The organism is Amycolatopsis sp. NPDC003865 (assembly GCF_053605345.1).
The window spans coordinates 1-18453 of the sequence record NZ_JBSGJA010000012.1 but is presented as its reverse complement, the minus strand read 5'-3'; the positions used below and the strand labels follow the sequence as shown (position 1 = coordinate 18453).

Here is an 18453-nt window from a genome sequence, read left to right as displayed (position 1 = left end):
CGCCGAGTATGTGTTACGGTTGGTAACAGTGAACTCGGGTAACACCTGACAAGGAGGTCGGCGATGACCAGCATCAGCGAACGCGAAGCGGAAGCTGTGGCGCCTTCGGACCGCGAGACGACCGCGCGCCGGCTGCTGGACTCGTCGGAGCAGCTGTCCTACGACCCCGTCAAGGAGGTCGACTGGGAGACGCCGCTGGACACGGACTACCACGGCGCGAGCCCCGAGTGGAGCACGCTCTACGGCACGTCCTACTGGGCCGACATGACCCCGGAGCAGCAGCGCGAGCTGACCCGCCAGGAAGCGGCGTCGGTCGCCAGCACCGGAATCTGGTTCGAGATGATCCTGCAGCAGATGATCCTGCGCGACTTCTACGCCAAGGACCCGACCGACCCCGCCTTCCAGTGGGCACTGACCGAGATCGCCGACGAGTGCCGGCACTCGATCATGTTCGCCCGCGGTGCGGCGAAGCTGCGCGCGCCCGCGTATCGGCCACGCCGATTCGTCGTCGAGGCAGGCCGGATCTTCAAGGCGACCGCGACCGGCGAAGCGGCGTACGCGGCGATCCTCGTCGCCGAAGAGGTCCTCGACGTCATGCAGCGCGACTGGATGCGCGACGAGCGCGTCGTCCCGTTCGTCCGGACCATCAACAACATTCACGTCGTCGAAGAATCGCGTCACATGAAGTTCGCGCGCGAGGAGACCCGCCAGCGGCTCGAGGGCGCCGGCTGGGTGCGGCGGCAGGTCAACGCGCTGGTCGTCGCGATCGCGTCCTACGTGATCGTCGGCAGCATGTGGAACGCCAAGGTCTACGAGAACGCCGGGCTCGACGGCAAGCGCGCGCGGCGCGAGGCCAAGGCCAACGAGCACCACAAGTCGATGCTGCGCTCGAGCTGCTCCGGGCTGATGGAGTTCCTGCACTCCGCCGGCCTGCTCACCAAGCCGTCGCTGTGGTTCTACAAGCGCGCCAACCTGATCTGACATGGCCTTCGCGATCACGCAGACCTGCTGCGCCGACGCCTCCTGCGTGTCGGTCTGCCCGGTCAACTGCATCCACCCGACGCCGGACGAGCCGGACTTCGGGACGACCGACATGCTCTACGTCGACCCGGCGACCTGCATCGACTGCGGCGCCTGCGCCGACGCCTGCCCGGTCGACGCGATCTTCCCGGCCGGCGACCTCACCGGGCCGCTGAAGGTGTACGAGGAGATCAACGCGGAGTTCTACGCGGGCCGGGACGTCCTCGCCGACGCGACCGTCGCCCCGAACTTCCACCGCTGGTCCCCGCCGTCGTTCGGCCGCGTGCTCCCGAGCGATTTCGCGCCCTTGGACGTCGCGGTCGTCGGGACCGGGCCGGCGGGCATGTACGCCGTCGAAGACCTGTTGCTGCACACCAATTCCCGCGTCACCCTGATCGACCGGCTCGCCACGGCCGGCGGCCTGATCCGCTACGGCGTCGCACCCGACCACCCCTCGACGAAGAAGATCGGCGAGACGTTCGCCCGCTTCCACGATCACCCGCGGCTGCGGCTGCGGCTCGGCACCGAAGCCGGTCCCGAGCTGGCCGGACGGCACGACGCGGTGATCTACGCGGTCGGGGCGACGCGGGCCCGCCCCCTCGGCATCCCCGGGGAGGACCTGCCCGGCAGCCTCCCCGCCGCCACCGTGGTCGGCTGGTACAACGGCCACCCGGACGTCGCGCCGGACGCCGTCGACCTCTCGGCCGAGCGGGTGGTCGTGGTGGGCACCGGCAACGTCGCCCTCGACATCGCCCGGATCCTCACGGCCGATCCGGAGTTCCTGGCCGGCACGTCCCTCGCGCCCGCGGCGCTGGCCCGGCTCCGGTCGAGCAAGGTGCGCGAAGTCGTGCTGCTGGCCCGGCGCGGCCCGGCGGACGCCGCGTACACGCGGCCGGAACTGCTGGCGCTCGCGGCCCGCGGCGACCTCGTCGTGGACGCCCACGACCCGCGCGTCGCCGAGGCGATCGACCGCGGCGACGGCAAGGCGGCCTGGCTGCAGGGGGTCCCGCGCGAAGAGGCGGACTGGTCGTCACCGCCCCCGGACGGCGGGCGGCGGGTCGTCCTGCGCTTCCGTTCGGCCCCGCGGGAGTTCACCGGGGACACGGAGGTGCGCGGGGTCCGCGTGACCGGCGGCGTCGAGATCACCGCCGGCCGGGTCGTGCGGGCGGCCGGCTTCCGGGGTGCCCCGGTACCGGGCCTGCCCTTCGACGAGGTCTCCGGGACGGTCCCGAACGAGTCGGGCCGGATCACGCCCGGGACCTACGTGGCCGGGTGGATCAAGCGCGGCCCGTCGGGCGGCATCGGCGCGAACAAGGCGTGCGCCCGCGAGACGGTCGGCGCCCTGCTGGCCGACGCGGTCGCCGGGCGGCTGCCGGGCCGTACCCCGCGGCGCGGGCCGGCGAAGCTCCGGGGCCGCGTCTGACCCGTCACGGCCGATGGCTGGTGTGCGTGAACTCCACTGTGGACAGCATCGACGTTGCCGAGGGGCTCGTCCGCTTCCGGCCGAAGGCCAGCACCTTCGCCGGTTCGACCGCGAACACCGCCACGTCGTCGTGGCCGCCCTGCCGGAAGCCGGTGCCGGTCACCTCGTAGACCCAGCTGCCGTCCCACTTGGCCAGCCAGGCGGCGGCGAGCCGTTCCAGCGTCGGACGGTCCGTGACGCGGCGTGCCACGCCCTCGACCACGACGTCGAGGGCGTCGTCCCAGGCGTTGCGGCCCGTGGTCAGCACGACGTGCGGGTTCGCGGTGAGGTTGAGGTACTTCTGCTCGGTCTCGCCGGTGCCGAAGTGGACGGCGCCGTCGAGCCACACCGCGACCAGCGGGGTCACGTGGGGCCGGCCGTCGGCGCGGACCGTCGTGAGCCAGCTGATCTGGGCGTCCTCCAGGGCCTGGACGGTTTCGGCCCAGCCGGTGGCCTCCGTGCCGGGGTCGCTGAACCGTTCGTCGAGCCGGGTCCGCATGGTCGCTCCGTTCGGTCGGTCGCTAGCCGGCCAGCCGGTGCAGGACGGCGGCCGCCAGCGCGGTGCGTTCCATCATCCCCGAAACGCTGATGTGCTCGTGGCGCGCGTGGGCGCCGTCGCCGACCGCGCCGAAGCCGTCCAGGACCGGGTGGCCCAGCGCGGCCACGAAGTTGCCGTCGCTCGCGCCGCCGACCGAACACTCCCGCAGCGTGACGCCCAGTTCCGCGGCCTCGTCCCTGGCCAGCTCGTACAGCCGCGCGATGGCGTCCGAGCGTTCCATCACCGGCCGGTTCCAGCCGCCGGTCACCTCGACCGCCGCGCGGGGGTCGTGCGCCTTCAACGCCGCCAGACCCGCGTCGATGCGGGCCGCCTCGGCCGCGCTGGACACGCGGACGTCGATCTCGCCGGACGCCACGCCGGCGATCACGTTCTGCCGGGTGCCGCCGGCGACCACGCCGACGTTGACCGTGGTCCCGGCGTCCACATCGGACAGTCCGTGCAGCGCGAGCACCGCACGGGCCAGCTCGTCGATCGCGCTCGCGCCTTTCGCCGGGTCGAGCCCGGCGTGCGCCTCGACACCCGTCGTGCGCACCCGGAACAGGCCGACGCCCTTGCGCGCGGTCTTCACCGCGCCGCCGGCGCTCGCCTCGAACACCAGCGTCGCCCGGGTACCCGCGGCGGCCTCCTCGATCACCGGACGGGACGCCGGGCTGCCGATCTCCTCGTCGCCGGTGAGGACCAGCCGCACGGCCGGCCGCGGCAGCCCGGCCGCGTCGAGCGCGCGCAGCGCCCACACCGCGTGCACCAGCCCCGACTTCATGTCGAAGATCCCCGGGCCGGTCGCGCGGTCACCGTCCACGGTGAACGGCCAGTTCGCCAGCGTCCCGAGCGGCCACACCGTGTCGTAGTGGCACAGCAGGAGCACCGGCTCGCCCGCGCCGGGGAAGTCGTAGACCTTGAGGTCGCCGTACCGCCCGCCGTCGACTTCCTGGACGCTGCCGGGGGCGCCGAGCCGGTCGCGCAGCCAGCCGTCCACCCAGGACAGTCCCGCGGTCAGCGCGGCCTTGTCGTCGCTCGGCGTCTCGATGCCGACGTAGGCGGCGACGTCGGCGAGGAGGTCGTCCTGGTGCGCACGCACCCATTCGTGCAGGTCCCGGATCACAGCGCTCGCTCCAGTTCGACGAGGTGGTCTTCGGACATCGCGGCGGCGCCGGTCTCGACGGCGCGCAGCCGCGTCAGCATCGCGCGCAGCAGCGGCACCTCCGCCGCGGCGAGCACCGGCGCGTAGTGGTGGTGGACTTCGACCGGGCGGTGCCGGACGGCGATGTCGCGCCAGATGCCGCTGCGGTCCTTCGGCTGGGTCCGCAGCCACGCGACCAGCCGGTCGGTCGCCGCCTCGCGGCCGGCCGCGCCCGGCAGGTAGGCGGCCGGGTCGAACTGGTCGAACGGCTCCAGGACGCGCTCGCCCGCCGCTTCGAGGACTTCGGCGGTGAGGGCGTGCATGAGCGGGCGGTGCCGGTCGATGAGGTCGGCCATCGGCGCGTCGGCCAGCGCCGTCGTGGTGAGCATCGCGCCGAAGCCGAGCTTCGCCCACAGGTAGCCTTCGACGTTGGCGGTGGCCTTCGCCGGACCCCAGGCCCGCAGGTCGGCGACGACCTCCTCGACCCGGTCGCTGATCCGGCCGTCCGGCTCGCCGACCACCAGCGCGCCGAGCCCGCCGTCCCGGACGATCCCGGGCTCGACGACGTCGGCGAAGAGGTTGACGAACGCGCCGACCGTCCGTTCCGGACCGACGTGCGCCGCGATCACCCCTTCGTTGAGCCCGTTCTGCAGGGACACGACGAACCCGTCGTCCGCCAGACGCGGGGTCAGCCACGGCAGCACGGTTTCGGTGGCCTGCGCCTTGACGGCGAGGAGCACCCGGCCGAGCACCGGCGGGGCGTCCTCGGGCAGGAACGCCGGCAGCGCCACGGTTTCGTCGCCGCCGGGGCGGCGCAGGGTGAGGCCGCGGTTCCCGATCGCGGCCACGTGGGCCGGGTCGGCGTCCACGACGGACACCGGGTGGCCCGCGCGGGCGAGGTGGAACGCGAGCGTCCCGCCGATCGCGCCGCCGCCGACCACGGTGTAGGAACGCCGGTCAGCCATGCGCTTCCTTCCCTCGCTGGACCGCGGTTTCCCCGGCCCAGTGCAGGGGGAGGCCCGCCGCGCCCGCGGTCGAACCGCCGTCGACGCGCAGGACGGCGCCGGTGATCCAGGCGGCTTCCGGGCCGGCGAGCCAGAACGCGGCGCCGGCGATCTCGCGCGGCTCGCCGCGTCGCCCGAGCGGGTTGACCGACACCGCGGCCGCGTACGCCTCGGTGACCGGGTTGGCGTCGCTGCCGACGGTGACGAAACCCGGGCTGACCGCGTTCACGCGGATGCCGTGCGGGCCCAGCTCGACCGCGCAGGCCTTGGTGGCCATCTCCAGCGCGGCCTTCGACGTCGCGTAGTGCGCGGCGCCCGGACGGGCCCGGGTGGCGGCGCCGGAGGAGATGTTGACGACGGTGCCGCTCGTTCCGGCTTCGACGTGGGCGCGTCCGAAGGCGACGGTCGTGAGCAACGCGGCGCGGACGTTGACGTCCTGGACCCGGTCCCACACCGCGGCGGTCATGTCCAGCAGGGGCGTGGCGGGGTAGATCCCGGCGGCGTTGACGAGGACGTCGACCGGACCGGCCCGCTCGATGAGTCCTTCGGCGTACTCCGCGTCCGCGAGATCGCCCGGCAGCTCGACGGCGTCGTCCAGCTTCGCGGCCACTGTGGACAGTGCGTCCGCGCGGACGTCGGCCAGGACGAGCCGGTCGCCCGCTTCGGCGAACCGCCGCGCGATGGCGGCGCCGATGCCGCCGCCGGCCCCGGTGACGAGCACGGTCCGCACTACAGCTCCTTCCCCTTGGTTTCCGGCATGGTGAGGTAGACCGCGACGCCGATGAGCGCGGCGACCGCGACGTAGACCCACACCAGGTTTCCGAGGTGGCTCGCGTTGAGCCACGTCGTCACGTACGGCGCGGTCCCGCCGAAGAGCGCCACGGCCAGGGCGTACGGCAGGCCGATGCCGGTGGTGCGCACCTCCGGCGGGAACTGCTCGGCCATGATCACCGCGCAGTTCGCCGAGTACCCGACGATCAGGACCAGGCCGATCAGCTCGATGACGAAGACGCTCCAGAAGCTGTCGCCCAGGAAGTGGAACGCGGGCCAGGCGAACACCACGAACCCGCCGGCGAACGCCGTCATCGTCGCCTTGCGCCCGATCCGGTCCGACAGCAGGCCGCCGAAGGGCAGCAGCGCGATGAACACGACCATGGCCAGGGTGTTGGCCAGCAACGCCGTCTTGAGCGGGATGCCGGTCGCCAGGTGGGCATACGCCGGCATGTAGGAGACCCACACGTAGTAGATCAGCGTCCCGGCGATCGTCACACCGGCGACGCGCAGCGCGGCCTTCGGGTGATCCCGCAGCATCGCGACCAGCGGGTTGCGCCGCGGCTTCGCGCCGATCTCGCGGAACGCTTCGGTCTCGTGCACCGACACCCGCAGCCAGAGGCCGACCAGGCCGAGCAGCCCGGCGAGGCCGAAGGCCAGCCGCCAGCCCCAGCCGCGCAGATCGGCGTCGGAGAGCGTCGAGTCGAGGATCGTGCCCATCAGCGCGGCCAGCAGCGAGCCCAGGCCGACCGACACCTGCTGCCACGAGCCGGCGAACGCGCGGCGGCCCGGTGCGGCCGACTCGATGAGGAACGCCGACGAGGACCCGAACTCGCCGCCCGCGGAGAAGCCCTGCACGAGCCGGGCCAGCAGCAGCACGATCGGGGCCAGCACGCCGATCTGCGCGTAGGTCGGGGTCAGCGCGATGACGATCGACGCCCCGGCCATCAGCGAGATGGTCAGCGTCAGGCCCTTCTTGCGGCCCCGGCGGTCGGCGTACGCGCCGAGCACCGCACCGCCGATGGGCCGCATGACGAACCCGACGGCGAACACGGCCAAAGTGGACAGCAGAGCCGTGGTTTCGCTGCCGCCGGCGAAGAACTGGCCGGCGAAGACCGGGGCGAACGTCGCGTAGACGGCCCAGTCGACCCATTCGACGGTGTTGCCGACGGCACCGGCGACGATCGCCTTGCGTTGCGACGCCGTCAAGCGGTGGCCGAGGGCGGTGTCCACAGTGGTCATGGCTGCTCCTGGCGGACGTGGTCGACGATCTGCGCGTGCGTGGCGAACCAGACGCCGTCGTGGCCGGCGATGTGGTCGAGGAGCTCGGCCAGGACCGCGAGGCGCGAGCGGTGACCGATGATGTGCGGGTGCATGGTGAGCTGGAAGAGGCCGCCGTCGGCGTAGGCGGCGTCGAACTCGTCGCGCCAGATCGACAGCACGCCGCGCGGCGGGGTGTAGGGCCGCAGCGAGGCGAACCGGTCCATCATGAAGTACGGCGCGTCGTCGCGGATCCACTCGACCGGCAGCTCGACGATCCCGGTGGGCTCGCCGTTTTCGAGGAGTTCGTAGCAGTCGTCGTCGGCCATCAGCGAGGAGTCGTAGCTCAGGCCCAGTTCCCGGGTGAGGGCGAGGGTGTGGGCGGAGAAGTCCCAGGACGGCGTCCGGATCCCGACCGGCCGGGTGCCCGCGAGGCGCTCCAGGACATCGGCCGCGCGGAAGGCGAGGTCGCGCTCTTCGGCCTCGGTGAGCGCGGTGTTGCGCTCGTGGATCCAGCCGTGCAGCGCCACTTCGTGTCCGGCGTCCACATAGGACTTCACCTCGCCTTCGTGGAGCAGAGCCGACACGGCGGGCACGAAGAACGACGCGGGTGCGTCGAACTCGCGCAGCAGCTCGAGGATGCGCGGCACGCCGACGCGGGCGCCGTACTCGCCCTGCGCCAGCTTGCCGGGCAGGACGTCGCCGTCGCGCAGGGCGGGCGTCTCGTGGTCGGAGTCGAAGGACAGCGCGACGGCGACCTTCGCGCCACCGGGCCACGCGGCCGGCCGAAGCGGGCGCCCGGCGCGGACGTGCTCGACGTGTCCACGCCACGTCGTTTCGGCCCACTGCCACGGTTGTTCGGTCATGCGTCCTCCAAGCTGGCGGCGGGTGTCGGGGCCCAGGCGCGCTTGAGCGTCGAAACCTGCAGGGTCACGTCGGCCTCCCGGAGCCCGGGCAGCGCGCCGACGACGTCGGTGGTGTGGCGGTAGAGCTCGCCGTAGTGGCGCAGCACGATCTGGCCGACGAGGTTGAACCGCCCGGTGGTGGCGGAGAGGTACTTCGTGCCGGGGTGGGCGGCGAGCTGCTGCCCGGCGCGGTCGAGCTCGCCGGGGACGACGGAGAGCCAGAGCATGAACTCGAGGGCGTAGCCGAACATGGCGGGCTCGGCGAGCGTCCGGAAGCGCAGGCAGCCGCGTTTGACGAGCGAATCGACCCGGCGGGCCACTGTGGACTCGCTGGTCCCGACCAGTTTGGACACTTCCTTGAACGGCAGCCTGCCGTCTTCGCCGAGGGCGGCGCAGAGGGCGAGGTCGAGCTCGTCGAGCTGCTCGGGCGGGCGCTCCCAGTGCTGTTCCTCGAACGGCCGGACGTCACCGCCGCGCAGGTCTTTCGCGGCGTCGGGGCTCAGCTCGCCGGAGTCCCAGTCGTGGTTGGAGGTGAAGGTCCGCATGACGGCGAAGGTCTCGGCGTCCCGGATGGCCTGGGCGGCGGGGAAGCCGTTCTCCTGCAGGCCGGCGATGTCGGCGTAGGAGGGGAGGACGAACTCGGCGGAGCAGTCGGCGCTGCCGGCGAGCACGCTGGCGTACCGCACATCGGGCCGGGCGGCGAGGGCCTCGGCGACGGTGCCGGCGGCACCGGGCCGGCACTTCAGCCGGGCGATGACGGGTACACCGAGGCCGCAGCGCAGGACGTCGACGACCCCGATGACCCGCAGCCGGCCGCTTTCGGTGAGCTTTTCGGCCCGCCGGAGCACGGTGGACTCACTGGCCCCGACGTGCCGGGCGACGGCACCCCAGGAGGCCCGCCCGTTGAGCTGCAGGGCCGCGACGATGCGGCGGTCCAGCTCGGAGGTCTTGGCTTCAGTCTGCACAGGAGGCATCCTGAATGCAGGAAAACGTCAAGTCAAGGGGTGGCGATGCAGGAAAGCTGCACGGCGCTGGGGGTCCGTGGGTCCGTGCCCGGTGGTGCGGGGCTGTGTCCGCCGCCGGAGAGTCCCGCTCCGGCCGCCGGGGAGGTCGCGGGCGCCGGCCCTGGTCGAGGCTCGCCGTTCGAGAGTGCCGCTCAGCCGACCGGGAGCACCGGGGTCGTCGCCGCGAAGGCGTCCGCCGCCGCCAGGTCGAACTCGCCGTGGTCGCTGCCCAGCCCCCGGGCCACCAGCCCCGCCGCCGCGCAGCCCAGTACCGCCGACTCGCGCAACGACCGGCCGAGGCCCACGCCGCGCAGGAATCCCGCCGAGAACGCGTCGCCGCAGCCCGTCGTGTCCACCACTTCGACCGCGAACGCCGGCACCGCCAGCGTCGACTCCGGCGTCACCACCAACGCCCCGCGCGCTCCGCGCGTGACCGCCACGCACCCGGCTCCGCGCTCCAGCAACGCGTGCGCGCCTTCCTCCAGCGACACCGCGCTCGTCAGGCCGAGGACCTGCTCTTCGTTGGGCAGCAGGTAGTCCACGGAGGACAATGCCGGGTCGATCCAGGCGAGCACCCCCGGATCACCGGGGGCCAGCAGGTCGGCCGAAGTCACCACGCCGGCGGACCGGGCCGGCGCCAGCAGGGAGGCGGCCGCGGTGCCGCCCATCAGCTCCGGGCCGCCCAGGTGCAGGTGCGTCGCGGAAGCGATCGCCGCTGACGGAACCTCCGAAGGCTCGAAACCCAGGTTCGCGCCCGGCACGTGGAACGCCGGCCGGCTGCCGTCCGGGCGGATCGGGAGCACCGACGCCGACGTCTGCACCCCCGTCCGCCGCAGCACCAGCGACGTGTCGACGCCGTGCTTCGCCAGCATCGTCAGCAGCAGGTCGCCGATCGGGTCGTCGCCCACCGCGCCCGCCGTCCGGACGCCGGCGCCGAGCTTCGCCAGCGTCACCGCCGTGCCCGCCGCCGTTCCCGCCGGGCCGAAGCGGATCTGCTCCACCAGCGCCGCGCCCTGGCCCGCCGGGATCTCCGACACCGGCCGGACCTGCACGTCGAACACGTGCGCCCCGAGCGTCACGACCGTCTGCGTCACCGCTCCTCCAGCCGGTGAGTGCGGCCGTAGCCGCGCTGGACCGCCGCGGTCACGACAGCCTCCTGCTGCACGTCGTCCAGCACCCGCGGCACGCCGAGCGTCGCCGCCCGGACGTACAGGCCGCACGCCCACTCCAGCAGCAGCGCGTGGTCCATCGCCGCCTCCAGTGTCGGGCCGTGGACGATCGCGCCGTGGTTGGCCAGCAGCGCCGCCGCCTTGCCCTCGAGCGCCGCCAGGGTGTTCGCGGCCAGTTCCGCCGACCCGAACACGGCGAACGGCGCGACCCGGACCGAGCCACCCAGCGCGAGCTGCTGGTAGTGCACGCAGGGCAGTTCGTCGAGCACCAGGGACACCGCGGTGGCCTGCGGGGAGTGCGTGTGCACCACCGCGCCCGCGCCGTAGCGCCGGTAGATCCCGAGGTGCAGCTCCAGTTCCGAGGTCGGCGCCAGCTCGCCGTCGACGACCGTGCCGTCGAGGTCGACCACCGTGACGTCCGCCGGCCCGGCCGCGCCCAGCACGACGCCCGTCGCGGTCACCGCCACGTGCTCGCCGGCCCGGACGCTCACGTTGCCCGCCGTGCCGATCAGCAGGCCTTCCGCGGCGAGGCCGTTGCTCGCCCTGGCCACCGCCCGCCGGGCGTCGTCGAGCACCGAACTTCCCGCTGTCATGGCCCGAGGCTACGATAAACCCGAATCAAAGTCACGTTCAGGTTTGGGGAAGCGCATGCCGGGCCGAGTGCCGCGCCAGGCCCGGGCCCGCGAAAAGCTGGCCCGGGTGCTCGAGGCCGCGGACCGGCTGCTCGCCGAGGAGGGCGTCGAGGCGCTGACGACCACCCGGGTCGCCGCCGCGGCCGGCGTGTCCGTCGGGACGCTCTACCAGTACCTGCCCGACCGCGACGCCATCACCGAGGCGCTCGCCGACGGCTACCTCGCCCGCCTCGAAGACCTCATGACCGCCTTCACCGACCAGGCCGCGCGGGAGACCTGGGACGACCCCGTCGGCCTGCTGGTCGACGCCTTCGCCGCGCTCTACCGCGCCGAACCCGGCTTCCGCGCCCTCTGGCTGGGCCGCGGGCTCACCGAGGCGACGCGCGAAGCCGACGTCGCCCACAAGCGCGTGATGGCCGCCGGCGTGCACCGCGTGCTCGTCGCCCAAGGTCTGCTCCGCGACGACGAAGCCGCCGCGACGGCGTGCCGGACCGCGTTCCTGGCCGCCGACGCCGTCATCCAGGAGGCGTTCCGCGCCGACCCAGGCGGCGCCGCCGCGCTGCTCGACCAGCTGAAGGCGATGCTCCGGGCCTATCTGGAGCGGCTCGTCTAGGCTCGCAGGCATGCCCGACACGCAGTACGAAGACCTGCTCCGCCACGTTCTCGACACCGGCGCCCGCAAGGCGGACCGCACCGGCACCGGCACGCGGTCGATCTTCGGGCACCAGCTGCGCTACCGCCTCGCCGACGGCTTCCCGCTGATCACGACGAAGAAGGTCCACTTCCGCTCGGTCGCTTTCGAGCTGCTGTGGTTCCTGCGTGGCGACAGCAACGTCCGGTGGCTTCAAGACAACGGCGTCACGATCTGGGACGAGTGGGCCTCCCCGGAGGGTGACCTCGGGCCGGTCTACGGCGTCCAGTGGCGGTCGTGGCCGACCCCGGACGGCGGCCACGTCGACCAGATCGCCGAGGTCCTGCGCACGCTGCGGGAGAACCCGGATTCGCGGCGGATCATCGTGTCCGCGTGGAACGTCGGCGAGATCCCGCAGATGGCGCTGCCGCCGTGCCACGCGTTCTTCCAGTTCTACGTCGCCGACGGCGAGCTTTCGTGCCAGCTGTACCAGCGCAGCGCCGACCTGTTCCTCGGCGTGCCGTTCAACATCGCCAGCTACGCGCTGCTGACGCACATGATCGCCGCGCAGGTGGGCCTGCGCCCCGGCGACTTCATCTGGACCGGCGGCGACTGCCACATCTACGACAACCACGAGGAGCAGGTCCGCAAGCAGCTCGGCCGCGAAGCGCGGCCGTTCCCGACGCTGAGCCTGAAGGAAGCCGGCAGCCTCTTCGACTACACCTACGACGACTTCGCGCTCGACGGCTACGACCCGCACCCGGGCATCAAGGCCCCGGTGGCGGTGTGATCGGACTGGTCTGGGCGCAGTCGGCCAACGGCGTCATCGGCCGCGACGGCGCCCTGCCGTGGCACCTTCCGGAAGACCTGAAGCACTTCCGCACGCTGACGGCGGGCGCGACCGTCCTCATGGGACGCCGCACGTGGGAGTCGCTGCCACCGCGGTTCCGGCCGTTGCCGGGCCGGCGCAACCTGGTGCTTTCGGCCACTCCGCAGGAGGGCGTCGAAACGTTCCCGGACCTGCCGGGAGCGGTGGACGCGGTGTCCGGCGACTGCTGGGTGATCGGCGGCGCGGCCGTGTACCGGGCGGCACTGCCGTTCGCGGACCGGATCGTGGTGACCGAGATCCGGGAGATCTTCGAGGGCGACACGCGGGCGCCGGACGTGGGGCGGGCGCCGGACGCCACGGGGGAGTGGCAGGAGTCGTCGGCCGGGCTGCATTACCGTTTCCTGACCTGGGGTTGACGTGCCCTCGGCGCCCCTGGCCGGGGTGCCGCGGGAGCGGTCCGCGGCGGCCTCACGTGCTTGAGCACCCTGCTCGCGCCGGAGTTCGTCGTGTCACCCGAGCCAGTGCGAGAGCGGCAGCCCGGGCACGCGGCGGCCCCGGTGGCCGGTCGTTTCGCGGCCGGCCACCAGCGCGTTGAGCACGGCTTCTTCGACGGCCTGCACGACCGCTTCGAAGAACGGGTCGATCCGGCCCCACGGCACGAACCGCAGTGTCTCGTAGCCGGCTTCCGTGGTGAACGTGCTGGTCAGCGCGCCCGGGTTCGCGGTGCTGAACGCGAGGAACAGGTCGCCGGAGAAGTGCGAGCCCGTCGTGCCCGTGCGGGCCAGGCCGAGCGGGACGCGGCGGGCGAGCGCGGTGCACTGGCCCGGCAGCAGGGGCGCGTCGGTCCCGACGACGACGATCACCGATCCCGCACCGGCCGGCGCGGCCGCCCGCTCTTCCATCGGGTTGTCCGCCCGCAGTGCGAGCCCCGCCGGCGAACCGGCGACGGTGAGCTCGCGCCGGCTCCCGAAGTTGGCCTGCACCAGCACGCCCACCGTGTACTCGTCCGCGCCGTGGGTGACGATCCGGGACGCGGTGCCGGTGCCGCCTTTGAAGCCGTAGCAGGTCATCCCCGTGCCGCCGCCGACCGAGCCCTCCGCGATCGCGCCCGGGCGGGCCGCGTCGATCGCCGCGACCGCGTGTCCACTGTGGATGGTCGGCGCGTTGATGTCGTTGAGGTAGCCGTCCCACGTTTCGGCCACCACCGGCAGGAGCCATTCCGCCGCGACGTCGGGGCGCTCGCGCACCACCCAGTCGACCACGCCGCGGTGGCACGGCCCGACGGCGTGGGTGTTGGTGATCAGCACCGGCAGGGTGAGCGACCCGGTCTCGGCGAGCCACGCGGTGCCGGTCATCTCGCCGTTGCCGTTGAGGCAGGACGTCCCGGCCGCGCACGGCACGGCGAAGCCCGCGCGGCCGCGGGGGAGCACCGCGGTGACGCCGGTGCGCACCGATTCGCCCTCGACCAGTGTCGTGTAGCCGACTTCGACGCCGGGGACGTCGGTGAGCGCGTTGTGCGGGCCGGGCCGGCCGGGCAGGGCGAGGCCCAGGTCGCGGGCGCGGATCACGGGAGGTCCTCCAGGGCGCAGGCCGTGCGGGCGTAGGACAGCAGCATCGCTTCGGCGGTGTCCCGGTCCAGGGGCGGCACGGCCTGGGTGAGGTGCAGCCCGTAGCCGTCTTCGAGGGCGACGAGGTTCCGCGCGATCGCGACCGCGTCGGTGGTCAGGGTGAACTCGCCGGTCGCGGCGCCGGCTTCGAGGATCCCGGTGTAGATCCGCACCTGCCGCTCGTACAGCGTGATGTGCCGGGCGGCGTAGGCGGGATCGCGGCGGGCGATCGTGCCGAGTTCGTAGAGCAGCAGGCACAGTTCGTCGTCCGGCCCGCTCGGCAGCCCGCCGCGGATCGTGGCGAGCAGCCGTTCCCGGGGCGTCCCGCGCCGGGCGGTCTCCTCCCGCTGGGTGCAGAAGCGTTCGACGGCTTCGTGCTGCACCTGCTGCAGGAGCTCGGTGAGGGTGGGGAAGTAGTAGAGCACCGAGCCCGAGGAGAGGCCGGCGCCGTCGGCGATGTCCCGCAGCTTCAGGTTGAGGACCCCGCGTTCGACGACGGCGCGCCGCGCCACCGCGATCAGCTCGGCCCGCCGCTCGGGGGCCCTGCTCGGTCGTGCCATGCCCGCCATTCTTCGAAGGATCTTCGAAAAAAGCAAGCTCTTGACTTGTTCCTGGTGAGCGCCTTTGATGCGTGGTCACCCTGGTTGTTCGAAGGAGCTTCAAAGAACTGGAGGCCCGCTCGTGACCACCCCCGCCCTCCGCCGCGGCCTGCGCACGCTCGGCACCCTGCTCATCACGCTCTCGGCGATCAGCCCCGCGTCGTCGGTGTTCATCATCGCGCCGGGCGTGCTCGCCGGCGCCGGCACCGGCGCGTTCCTCAGCTTCGTGGCCGCGGCGGTCGTCGGTGTGTTCATGGCGTTCGTCTACGCGGAGCTGGCGTCGGCGTTCCCGCTGGCCGGCGGGGAATACGCGATCGTCGCGCGCACGCTCGGCCGGCTGCCGGGGTTCGCCGTGCTCGGCCTGATGATCGTCACGCAGGTGCTCATCGTCGCGGTGATCGCGCTCGGCGTCGGCACCTACCTCGGCGTGCTGTGGCCGGGCCTGCCCGGACCCGCGGCCGCCGCGGTCACGTGCGTGCTGGCCGCCGTGGTCGGCGTGTTCGACATCAAGCTGAACGCGTGGGTGACCGGTGTCTTCCTGACCATCGAGATCCTCGCGCTGGCCGTGGTGAGCGCGCTCGGGCTCCTGCACCCGGCCCGGCCGGTCACCGACCTGCTCGCCCACCCGGCGGCCGCCGACGGCGGCCCGGCGAGCGTCGGCGCCATCGCGATCGCGGTGGCCGTGGCGATGTTCGCCTACAACGGCTACGGCTCGGCGGTCTACTTCGGCGAGGAGACCCAGGACGCACCGCGCGGCATCGCCCGCGCGATCCTGCTGGCGCTGGCGATCACGGTGGTCGCCGAGCTCGTCCCGGTGACCGCGGTCCTGCTAGGCGCGCCCGATCTCGGGCAGTTGTTCGGGGCGGAGAACATGCTTTCGGCGTTCATCACCGCCCGCGGCGGCGGCACGCTCGACACGGTGCTCAGCCTCGCGGTCGCGCTGGCGATCGTGAACGCGGTGCTGGCGATCGTGCTGATCAGCTCCCGGCTGGTGTTCAGCAGCGGCCGCGACCGGGCCTGGCCGGGCGCGGTCAACCGCGCACTGGCGACGGTCCACCCGCGCTTCGGCACCCCGTGGGTGGCCACGGCCGGCACCGGCCTCGTGGCGGCGGCCTTGTGCTTCGTGGACCCGAAACTGCTGCTGGTGGTGACGAGCACGTCGATCGTGGTGGTGTACGCGGCGCTCTGCCTCGGCGCGATCAACGGCCGCCGCACCGGCGCGACGGCGCACGCGCGCTACCGGATGCCGTGGTTCCCGGTCGCGCCGGTGCTGGCGCTGGCGGTGCTGGTGTTCGTGGTGTACCAGAACCTGCTGGACCCGGCGGTGGGCCGGCCGAGCCTGGTGGTCACCGCCGGGATGGTGGTGCTGGCGGCGGTGTACTACGGCGTGGTGCTGCGCCGCCGCGGCGGCTGGCGGCTCGCGGAGGACGTCGTGCCCGAGGACTCGGCGCGAACCTGAGGCGCCCGCTTCGCAGCTGGACAAAAGGGTGACAATTGCCGCCGCTGCCTTGTGTCCCCGTTGTCCGGCCACCGATCGTGAGAGGAAACACCGGCCGGTGTAACGGGTAGCCGGCGTTGCGAGGGCGAGCATGCACGGGAGTTTCCGCTCGAAAATCGTCGATCCCGGCGTGTTCGAGAAGGGCGACACGTTTTCTTTCCGCGCCCAGCCCTACCTCAGGGAGCTGTTCGAAACCGTTCGCGACCGGAAGCTGCCGCTGACCGTCGTCGTCGGCGCGGGTGTCTCGATGAACTCGAGCCTGCCGTCCTGGCGCGCGCTGATCGACAAGATGACCGCGACGATAGCCGACCCCGAAGTCCGCAAGATCGCGAGCCGGGACGGCTCGGACCTCATGCGGAAAGCCGAGATCATCCTCCAGCTCATCAAGGACGAAAACCGGAACATCCAGGACCACGAGATCATCCGGGACGCGCTCTACCAGCGCGATCTGCAGGTCATCCCGGGCGAGCTGGCGAAATCGATCGCCCGGCTGGCCTTCGCGACGCGGGCGGACACCCGGCTGCTGACGACGAACTTCGACATCATCCTCGAAGAATCCTTGCACGCCTACTTCGACGAGAACGACGTCAAGTCCTTCTCGATGCGCCCCGGCGGGAGCGAGGAGTGGGCGCGGTGGAACGAGCACGCCGACCACATGGGCGTGCTCCACCTGCACGGCCTGGTCCGGCAGGCCCGGAACCCGGAAGAGCCGATCATCCTGACCGAGTCGCAGTTCCTGAAGCACGGCGCCGAGGTCCGGGAGATCATTTCCGCTTCCCTCGAAAACGCCTGCACGCTCTTCATCGGGCTGAGCATGTCCGACCCGAACCTCGTCGGGCCGCTGTACGAAAGCGCGCCGGCGACCTCACCCCGGTTTTCGCTCGTGGTGCCGCCCGCGGTGGACGACGTGTCGCCGACGCAGGCCGCCCGCTACGCCATCAGTTCCGCGCGGTACCTCGAAAAGATGCTCGGGCTCAAACCGATCTTCCTGAAGTCGCACTCGCAGCTGAACCAGGCGATCGCCGACCTCGCGCTCGCGGTGGTCGAGCCCGAGCGCTACCGCCCCGACGAGGACGCGGCGGATTCCCTCGTCTACAGCCACCGGCTCACCCGGGCGCTGGACGACTGCTACACCGCGATCGGCTGCGCGCCCCACGCGGAAATCCCCGCCGGTGACGCCGCCGAGGAGCTCACGACGCGGTTGCACGACGCGCTCGAAATCCGCGGCGGGCCGCTCGACGTCCTGCGCGAGCTCGCGCAGGACTACGACGAGCACGTCCTCGGGGGCAACGCCGGCGAGAACTTCGGCCTGTTCCTGTGGCTGCGGACCCGCGGCCAGGAGAACGGGAGACGGCGCTACACCATCAACCTGGTCGGCACGTCCGTCTACACGCACCGCGAGGAATGGTCCCTGCGCCACCACGTGACCGTCGACCGCGGCTCGGACTTCGCCGCCGCCCAAGCCGTCTTCACGGGGGCTCCGCAGGCGGCGAACCTGACGCCGTCGCCCATCGCCCAGATCTGGCGGGGCATCCTCGCCGCCCCGATCCTGATGTCGGGGACCGGGAGCGAGCGCGTCATCGGCGGGGACCCGGCCGACGTCCTGACGGTCGGGGCGATCACGCTCAATTCGACGTTCGTCATCAACCCGAACGGGGACGACGTCGCGCCGGGGGACCTCTCGCTGATCAGCAAACTGGATTCGGAACGCACCAACCAGCTGCTGGTCGGCCTCCAGCGGGCCGCGGACTACGCGATCAACCTCGGGTGACGCCTATTTCCGGGGCGTCCTGGCCTTGATCTTCGGAACCGGGCCGGGCACCGACACGTAGACCGAATTGCCGACCTTGCGGCGGGGCGACTGGTCGATGATCGATTCCCCGGGGCGATCCGGGGAAGGGGCTTCCCGCTCGGGAGCGGCCGCGTCGGTGGTCATGGCGTCAGCACCTTTCCCATCGCGTGCAGAAAACCTCTGCAGGGACGGTCTCACAACGGCCTGGAAGAACGATCGAACGACACTGTGCGCTGTTCAGCCTACGCCGATCGGGGCTTGAATTCGCGATTCGCTCGGTCGAGGCCCTCATGCGATCACCCTCCGCATCGGATCTGTCGAGCGGGTCGTCCGGGAATGCCTCCGCGCAAGCAAAACAAACGGTAGCAGTCCGCTTCTTCCGTGTTACTACCGGTAGCACGATCGTGATAGCGGGCCGATACCCCGGAAGTCGCGTGGCTCGCGGTGCTCGTTACGCCGGCCGACGCCGTCGTGGCCCCGGGGCACGTGCCCCGGGGTTCAACGCCACCCCGGACGGCGAGCCGGGCAACGACGACCTCGGCGCGCAGTCGTCGTGGTACGTCTGGGCCGCGCTCGGCATCTACCCGGCCA

At 72.3% G+C, this 18453-nt stretch carries 19 protein-coding genes and 1 pseudogene; 8 read left to right on the top strand and 12 right to left on the bottom strand.

Annotation, left to right across the window (positions count from 1 at the left end; translation table 11 throughout):
• The first annotated feature begins 63 nt into the window (after positions 1-63).
• Positions 64-981, top strand: a complete 918-nt coding sequence (locus ACWEVP_RS26780; protein WP_452065302.1) for an AurF N-oxygenase family protein — start codon at positions 64-66, stop codon at positions 979-981.
• Position 982: 1 nt separating this feature from the next.
• Entirely contained in the window at positions 983-2443 is a 1461-nt protein-coding gene (locus ACWEVP_RS26775) for an FAD-dependent oxidoreductase (RefSeq protein ID WP_452065301.1), read from the top strand.
• Positions 2444-2447: 4 nt separating this feature from the next.
• Here the strand turns inward: ACWEVP_RS26775 and ACWEVP_RS26770 are convergent, their stop codons facing one another.
• The 9 genes from ACWEVP_RS26770 to ACWEVP_RS26730 all read right to left on the bottom strand — a co-directional run bounded on the left by ACWEVP_RS26770 (position 2448) and on the right by ACWEVP_RS26730 (position 10867).
• Positions 2448-2981, bottom strand: coding sequence for a pyridoxamine 5'-phosphate oxidase family protein (locus ACWEVP_RS26770; protein ID WP_452065300.1), 534 nt, complete (start codon positions 2979-2981; stop codon positions 2448-2450).
• Between the two features lie 22 nt (positions 2982-3003).
• The gene (locus ACWEVP_RS26765; protein WP_452065299.1) at positions 3004-4143 is read right to left on the bottom strand and encodes a M20 family metallopeptidase; all 1140 of its coding nucleotides are present in this window, start codon (positions 4141-4143) and stop codon (positions 3004-3006) included.
• On the bottom strand, positions 4140-5126 hold the full coding sequence (locus tag ACWEVP_RS26760) for a ketopantoate reductase family protein (protein WP_452065298.1): 987 nt from the start codon (positions 5124-5126) through the stop codon (positions 4140-4142). Before ACWEVP_RS26760 ends, ACWEVP_RS26765 begins: the two co-directional genes overlap by 4 nt.
• Entirely contained in the window at positions 5119-5895 is a 777-nt protein-coding gene (locus ACWEVP_RS26755; RefSeq protein WP_452065297.1) for an SDR family NAD(P)-dependent oxidoreductase, read from the bottom strand. The genes ACWEVP_RS26760 and ACWEVP_RS26755 overlap by 8 nt, the downstream gene beginning before the upstream one ends.
• Positions 5895-7178 carry an MFS transporter gene (locus ACWEVP_RS26750; RefSeq protein WP_452065296.1) on the bottom strand — a complete coding sequence of 428 codons (1284 nt, stop codon included), beginning with the start codon at positions 7176-7178 and terminating at the stop codon, positions 5895-5897. Before ACWEVP_RS26750 ends, ACWEVP_RS26755 begins: the two co-directional genes overlap by 1 nt.
• Positions 7175-8062: a polysaccharide deacetylase family protein gene (locus ACWEVP_RS26745; protein WP_452065295.1), complete on the bottom strand. Its 888-nt coding sequence runs from the start codon at positions 8060-8062 to the stop codon at positions 7175-7177. The genes ACWEVP_RS26750 and ACWEVP_RS26745 overlap by 4 nt, the downstream gene beginning before the upstream one ends.
• Positions 8059-9066: an Lrp/AsnC family transcriptional regulator gene (locus ACWEVP_RS26740; protein WP_452065294.1), complete on the bottom strand. Its 1008-nt coding sequence runs from the start codon at positions 9064-9066 to the stop codon at positions 8059-8061. Before ACWEVP_RS26740 ends, ACWEVP_RS26745 begins: the two co-directional genes overlap by 4 nt.
• Positions 9067-9257: 191 nt before the next feature.
• Complete coding sequence (locus tag ACWEVP_RS26735; protein ID WP_452065293.1) at positions 9258-10199, bottom strand: carbohydrate kinase family protein; 942 nt, start codon at positions 10197-10199, stop codon at positions 9258-9260.
• Positions 10196-10867, bottom strand: coding sequence for a class II aldolase/adducin family protein (locus tag ACWEVP_RS26730; RefSeq protein WP_452065292.1), 672 nt, complete (start codon positions 10865-10867; stop codon positions 10196-10198). Before ACWEVP_RS26730 ends, ACWEVP_RS26735 begins: the two co-directional genes overlap by 4 nt.
• A gap of 55 nt (positions 10868-10922) precedes the next feature.
• Between ACWEVP_RS26730 and ACWEVP_RS26725 the strand changes: the two genes are divergently transcribed.
• From ACWEVP_RS26725 to ACWEVP_RS26715, 3 genes are read left to right on the top strand one after another with little or no spacing between them, the layout of a single operon-like run.
• The gene (locus tag ACWEVP_RS26725; protein WP_452065291.1) at positions 10923-11519 is read left to right on the top strand and encodes a TetR/AcrR family transcriptional regulator; all 597 of its coding nucleotides are present in this window, start codon (positions 10923-10925) and stop codon (positions 11517-11519) included.
• 10 nt (positions 11520-11529) lie between these two features.
• Positions 11530-12327, top strand: coding sequence for a thymidylate synthase (locus ACWEVP_RS26720; RefSeq protein WP_452065290.1), 798 nt, complete (start codon positions 11530-11532; stop codon positions 12325-12327).
• The gene (locus ACWEVP_RS26715; RefSeq protein WP_452065289.1) at positions 12324-12782 is read left to right on the top strand and encodes a dihydrofolate reductase; all 459 of its coding nucleotides are present in this window, start codon (positions 12324-12326) and stop codon (positions 12780-12782) included. Before ACWEVP_RS26720 ends, ACWEVP_RS26715 begins: the two co-directional genes overlap by 4 nt.
• 93 nt (positions 12783-12875) lie before the next feature.
• Here ACWEVP_RS26715 and ACWEVP_RS26710 read toward each other — a convergent pair whose 3' ends face one another.
• Both ACWEVP_RS26710 and ACWEVP_RS26705 read right to left on the bottom strand, forming a co-directional pair.
• Complete coding sequence (locus ACWEVP_RS26710; RefSeq protein ID WP_452065288.1) at positions 12876-13934, bottom strand: DmpA family aminopeptidase; 1059 nt, start codon at positions 13932-13934, stop codon at positions 12876-12878.
• A complete protein-coding gene (locus ACWEVP_RS26705; RefSeq protein WP_452065287.1) occupies positions 13931-14533 on the bottom strand; it encodes a TetR/AcrR family transcriptional regulator in 603 nt (200 codons plus the stop codon). Before ACWEVP_RS26705 ends, ACWEVP_RS26710 begins: the two co-directional genes overlap by 4 nt.
• A 121-nt stretch (positions 14534-14654) precedes the next feature.
• Between ACWEVP_RS26705 and ACWEVP_RS26700 the strand changes: the two genes are divergently transcribed.
• Together ACWEVP_RS26700 and ACWEVP_RS26695 are read left to right on the top strand one after the other, a co-directional pair.
• Positions 14655-16031, top strand: a complete 1377-nt coding sequence (locus ACWEVP_RS26700) for an APC family permease (RefSeq protein ID WP_452065286.1) — start codon at positions 14655-14657, stop codon at positions 16029-16031.
• A 130-nt stretch (positions 16032-16161) separates the two neighbouring features.
• The gene (locus tag ACWEVP_RS26695) at positions 16162-17841 is read left to right on the top strand and encodes an SIR2 family protein (RefSeq protein WP_452065285.1); all 1680 of its coding nucleotides are present in this window, start codon (positions 16162-16164) and stop codon (positions 17839-17841) included.
• A gap of 3 nt (positions 17842-17844) precedes the next feature.
• Here the strand turns inward: ACWEVP_RS26695 and ACWEVP_RS26690 are convergent, their stop codons facing one another.
• The gene (locus ACWEVP_RS26690) at positions 17845-18006 is read right to left on the bottom strand and encodes a hypothetical protein (RefSeq protein WP_452065284.1); all 162 of its coding nucleotides are present in this window, start codon (positions 18004-18006) and stop codon (positions 17845-17847) included.
• Between the two features lie 353 nt (positions 18007-18359).
• Between ACWEVP_RS26690 and ACWEVP_RS26685 the strand changes: the two are divergent.
• Positions 18360-18453, top strand: a pseudogene (locus tag ACWEVP_RS26685) (glycoside hydrolase domain-containing protein); the annotation flags it as partial.

Coding starts and splice junctions, on each gene's coding strand:
- ACWEVP_RS26780 (WP_452065302.1), top strand. CDS start 64: ATGACCAGCATCAGCGAACGCGAAGCGGAAGCTGTGGCGCCTTCGGAC.
- ACWEVP_RS26775 (WP_452065301.1), top strand. CDS start 983: ATGGCCTTCGCGATCACGCAGACCTGCTGCGCCGACGCCTCCTGCGTG.
- ACWEVP_RS26770 (WP_452065300.1), bottom strand. CDS start 2,981: ATGCGGACCCGGCTCGACGAACGGTTCAGCGACCCCGGCACGGAGGCC.
- ACWEVP_RS26760 (WP_452065298.1), bottom strand. CDS start 5,126: ATGGCTGACCGGCGTTCCTACACCGTGGTCGGCGGCGGCGCGATCGGC.
- ACWEVP_RS26750 (WP_452065296.1), bottom strand. CDS start 7,178: ATGACCACTGTGGACACCGCCCTCGGCCACCGCTTGACGGCGTCGCAA.
- ACWEVP_RS26745 (WP_452065295.1), bottom strand. CDS start 8,062: ATGACCGAACAACCGTGGCAGTGGGCCGAAACGACGTGGCGTGGACAC.
- ACWEVP_RS26730 (WP_452065292.1), bottom strand. CDS start 10,867: ATGACAGCGGGAAGTTCGGTGCTCGACGACGCCCGGCGGGCGGTGGCC.
- ACWEVP_RS26725 (WP_452065291.1), top strand. CDS start 10,923: ATGCCGGGCCGAGTGCCGCGCCAGGCCCGGGCCCGCGAAAAGCTGGCC.
- ACWEVP_RS26720 (WP_452065290.1), top strand. CDS start 11,530: ATGCCCGACACGCAGTACGAAGACCTGCTCCGCCACGTTCTCGACACC.
- ACWEVP_RS26705 (WP_452065287.1), bottom strand. CDS start 14,533: ATGGCACGACCGAGCAGGGCCCCCGAGCGGCGGGCCGAGCTGATCGCG.
- ACWEVP_RS26695 (WP_452065285.1), top strand. CDS start 16,162: ATGCACGGGAGTTTCCGCTCGAAAATCGTCGATCCCGGCGTGTTCGAG.
- ACWEVP_RS26690 (WP_452065284.1), bottom strand. CDS start 18,006: ATGACCACCGACGCGGCCGCTCCCGAGCGGGAAGCCCCTTCCCCGGAT.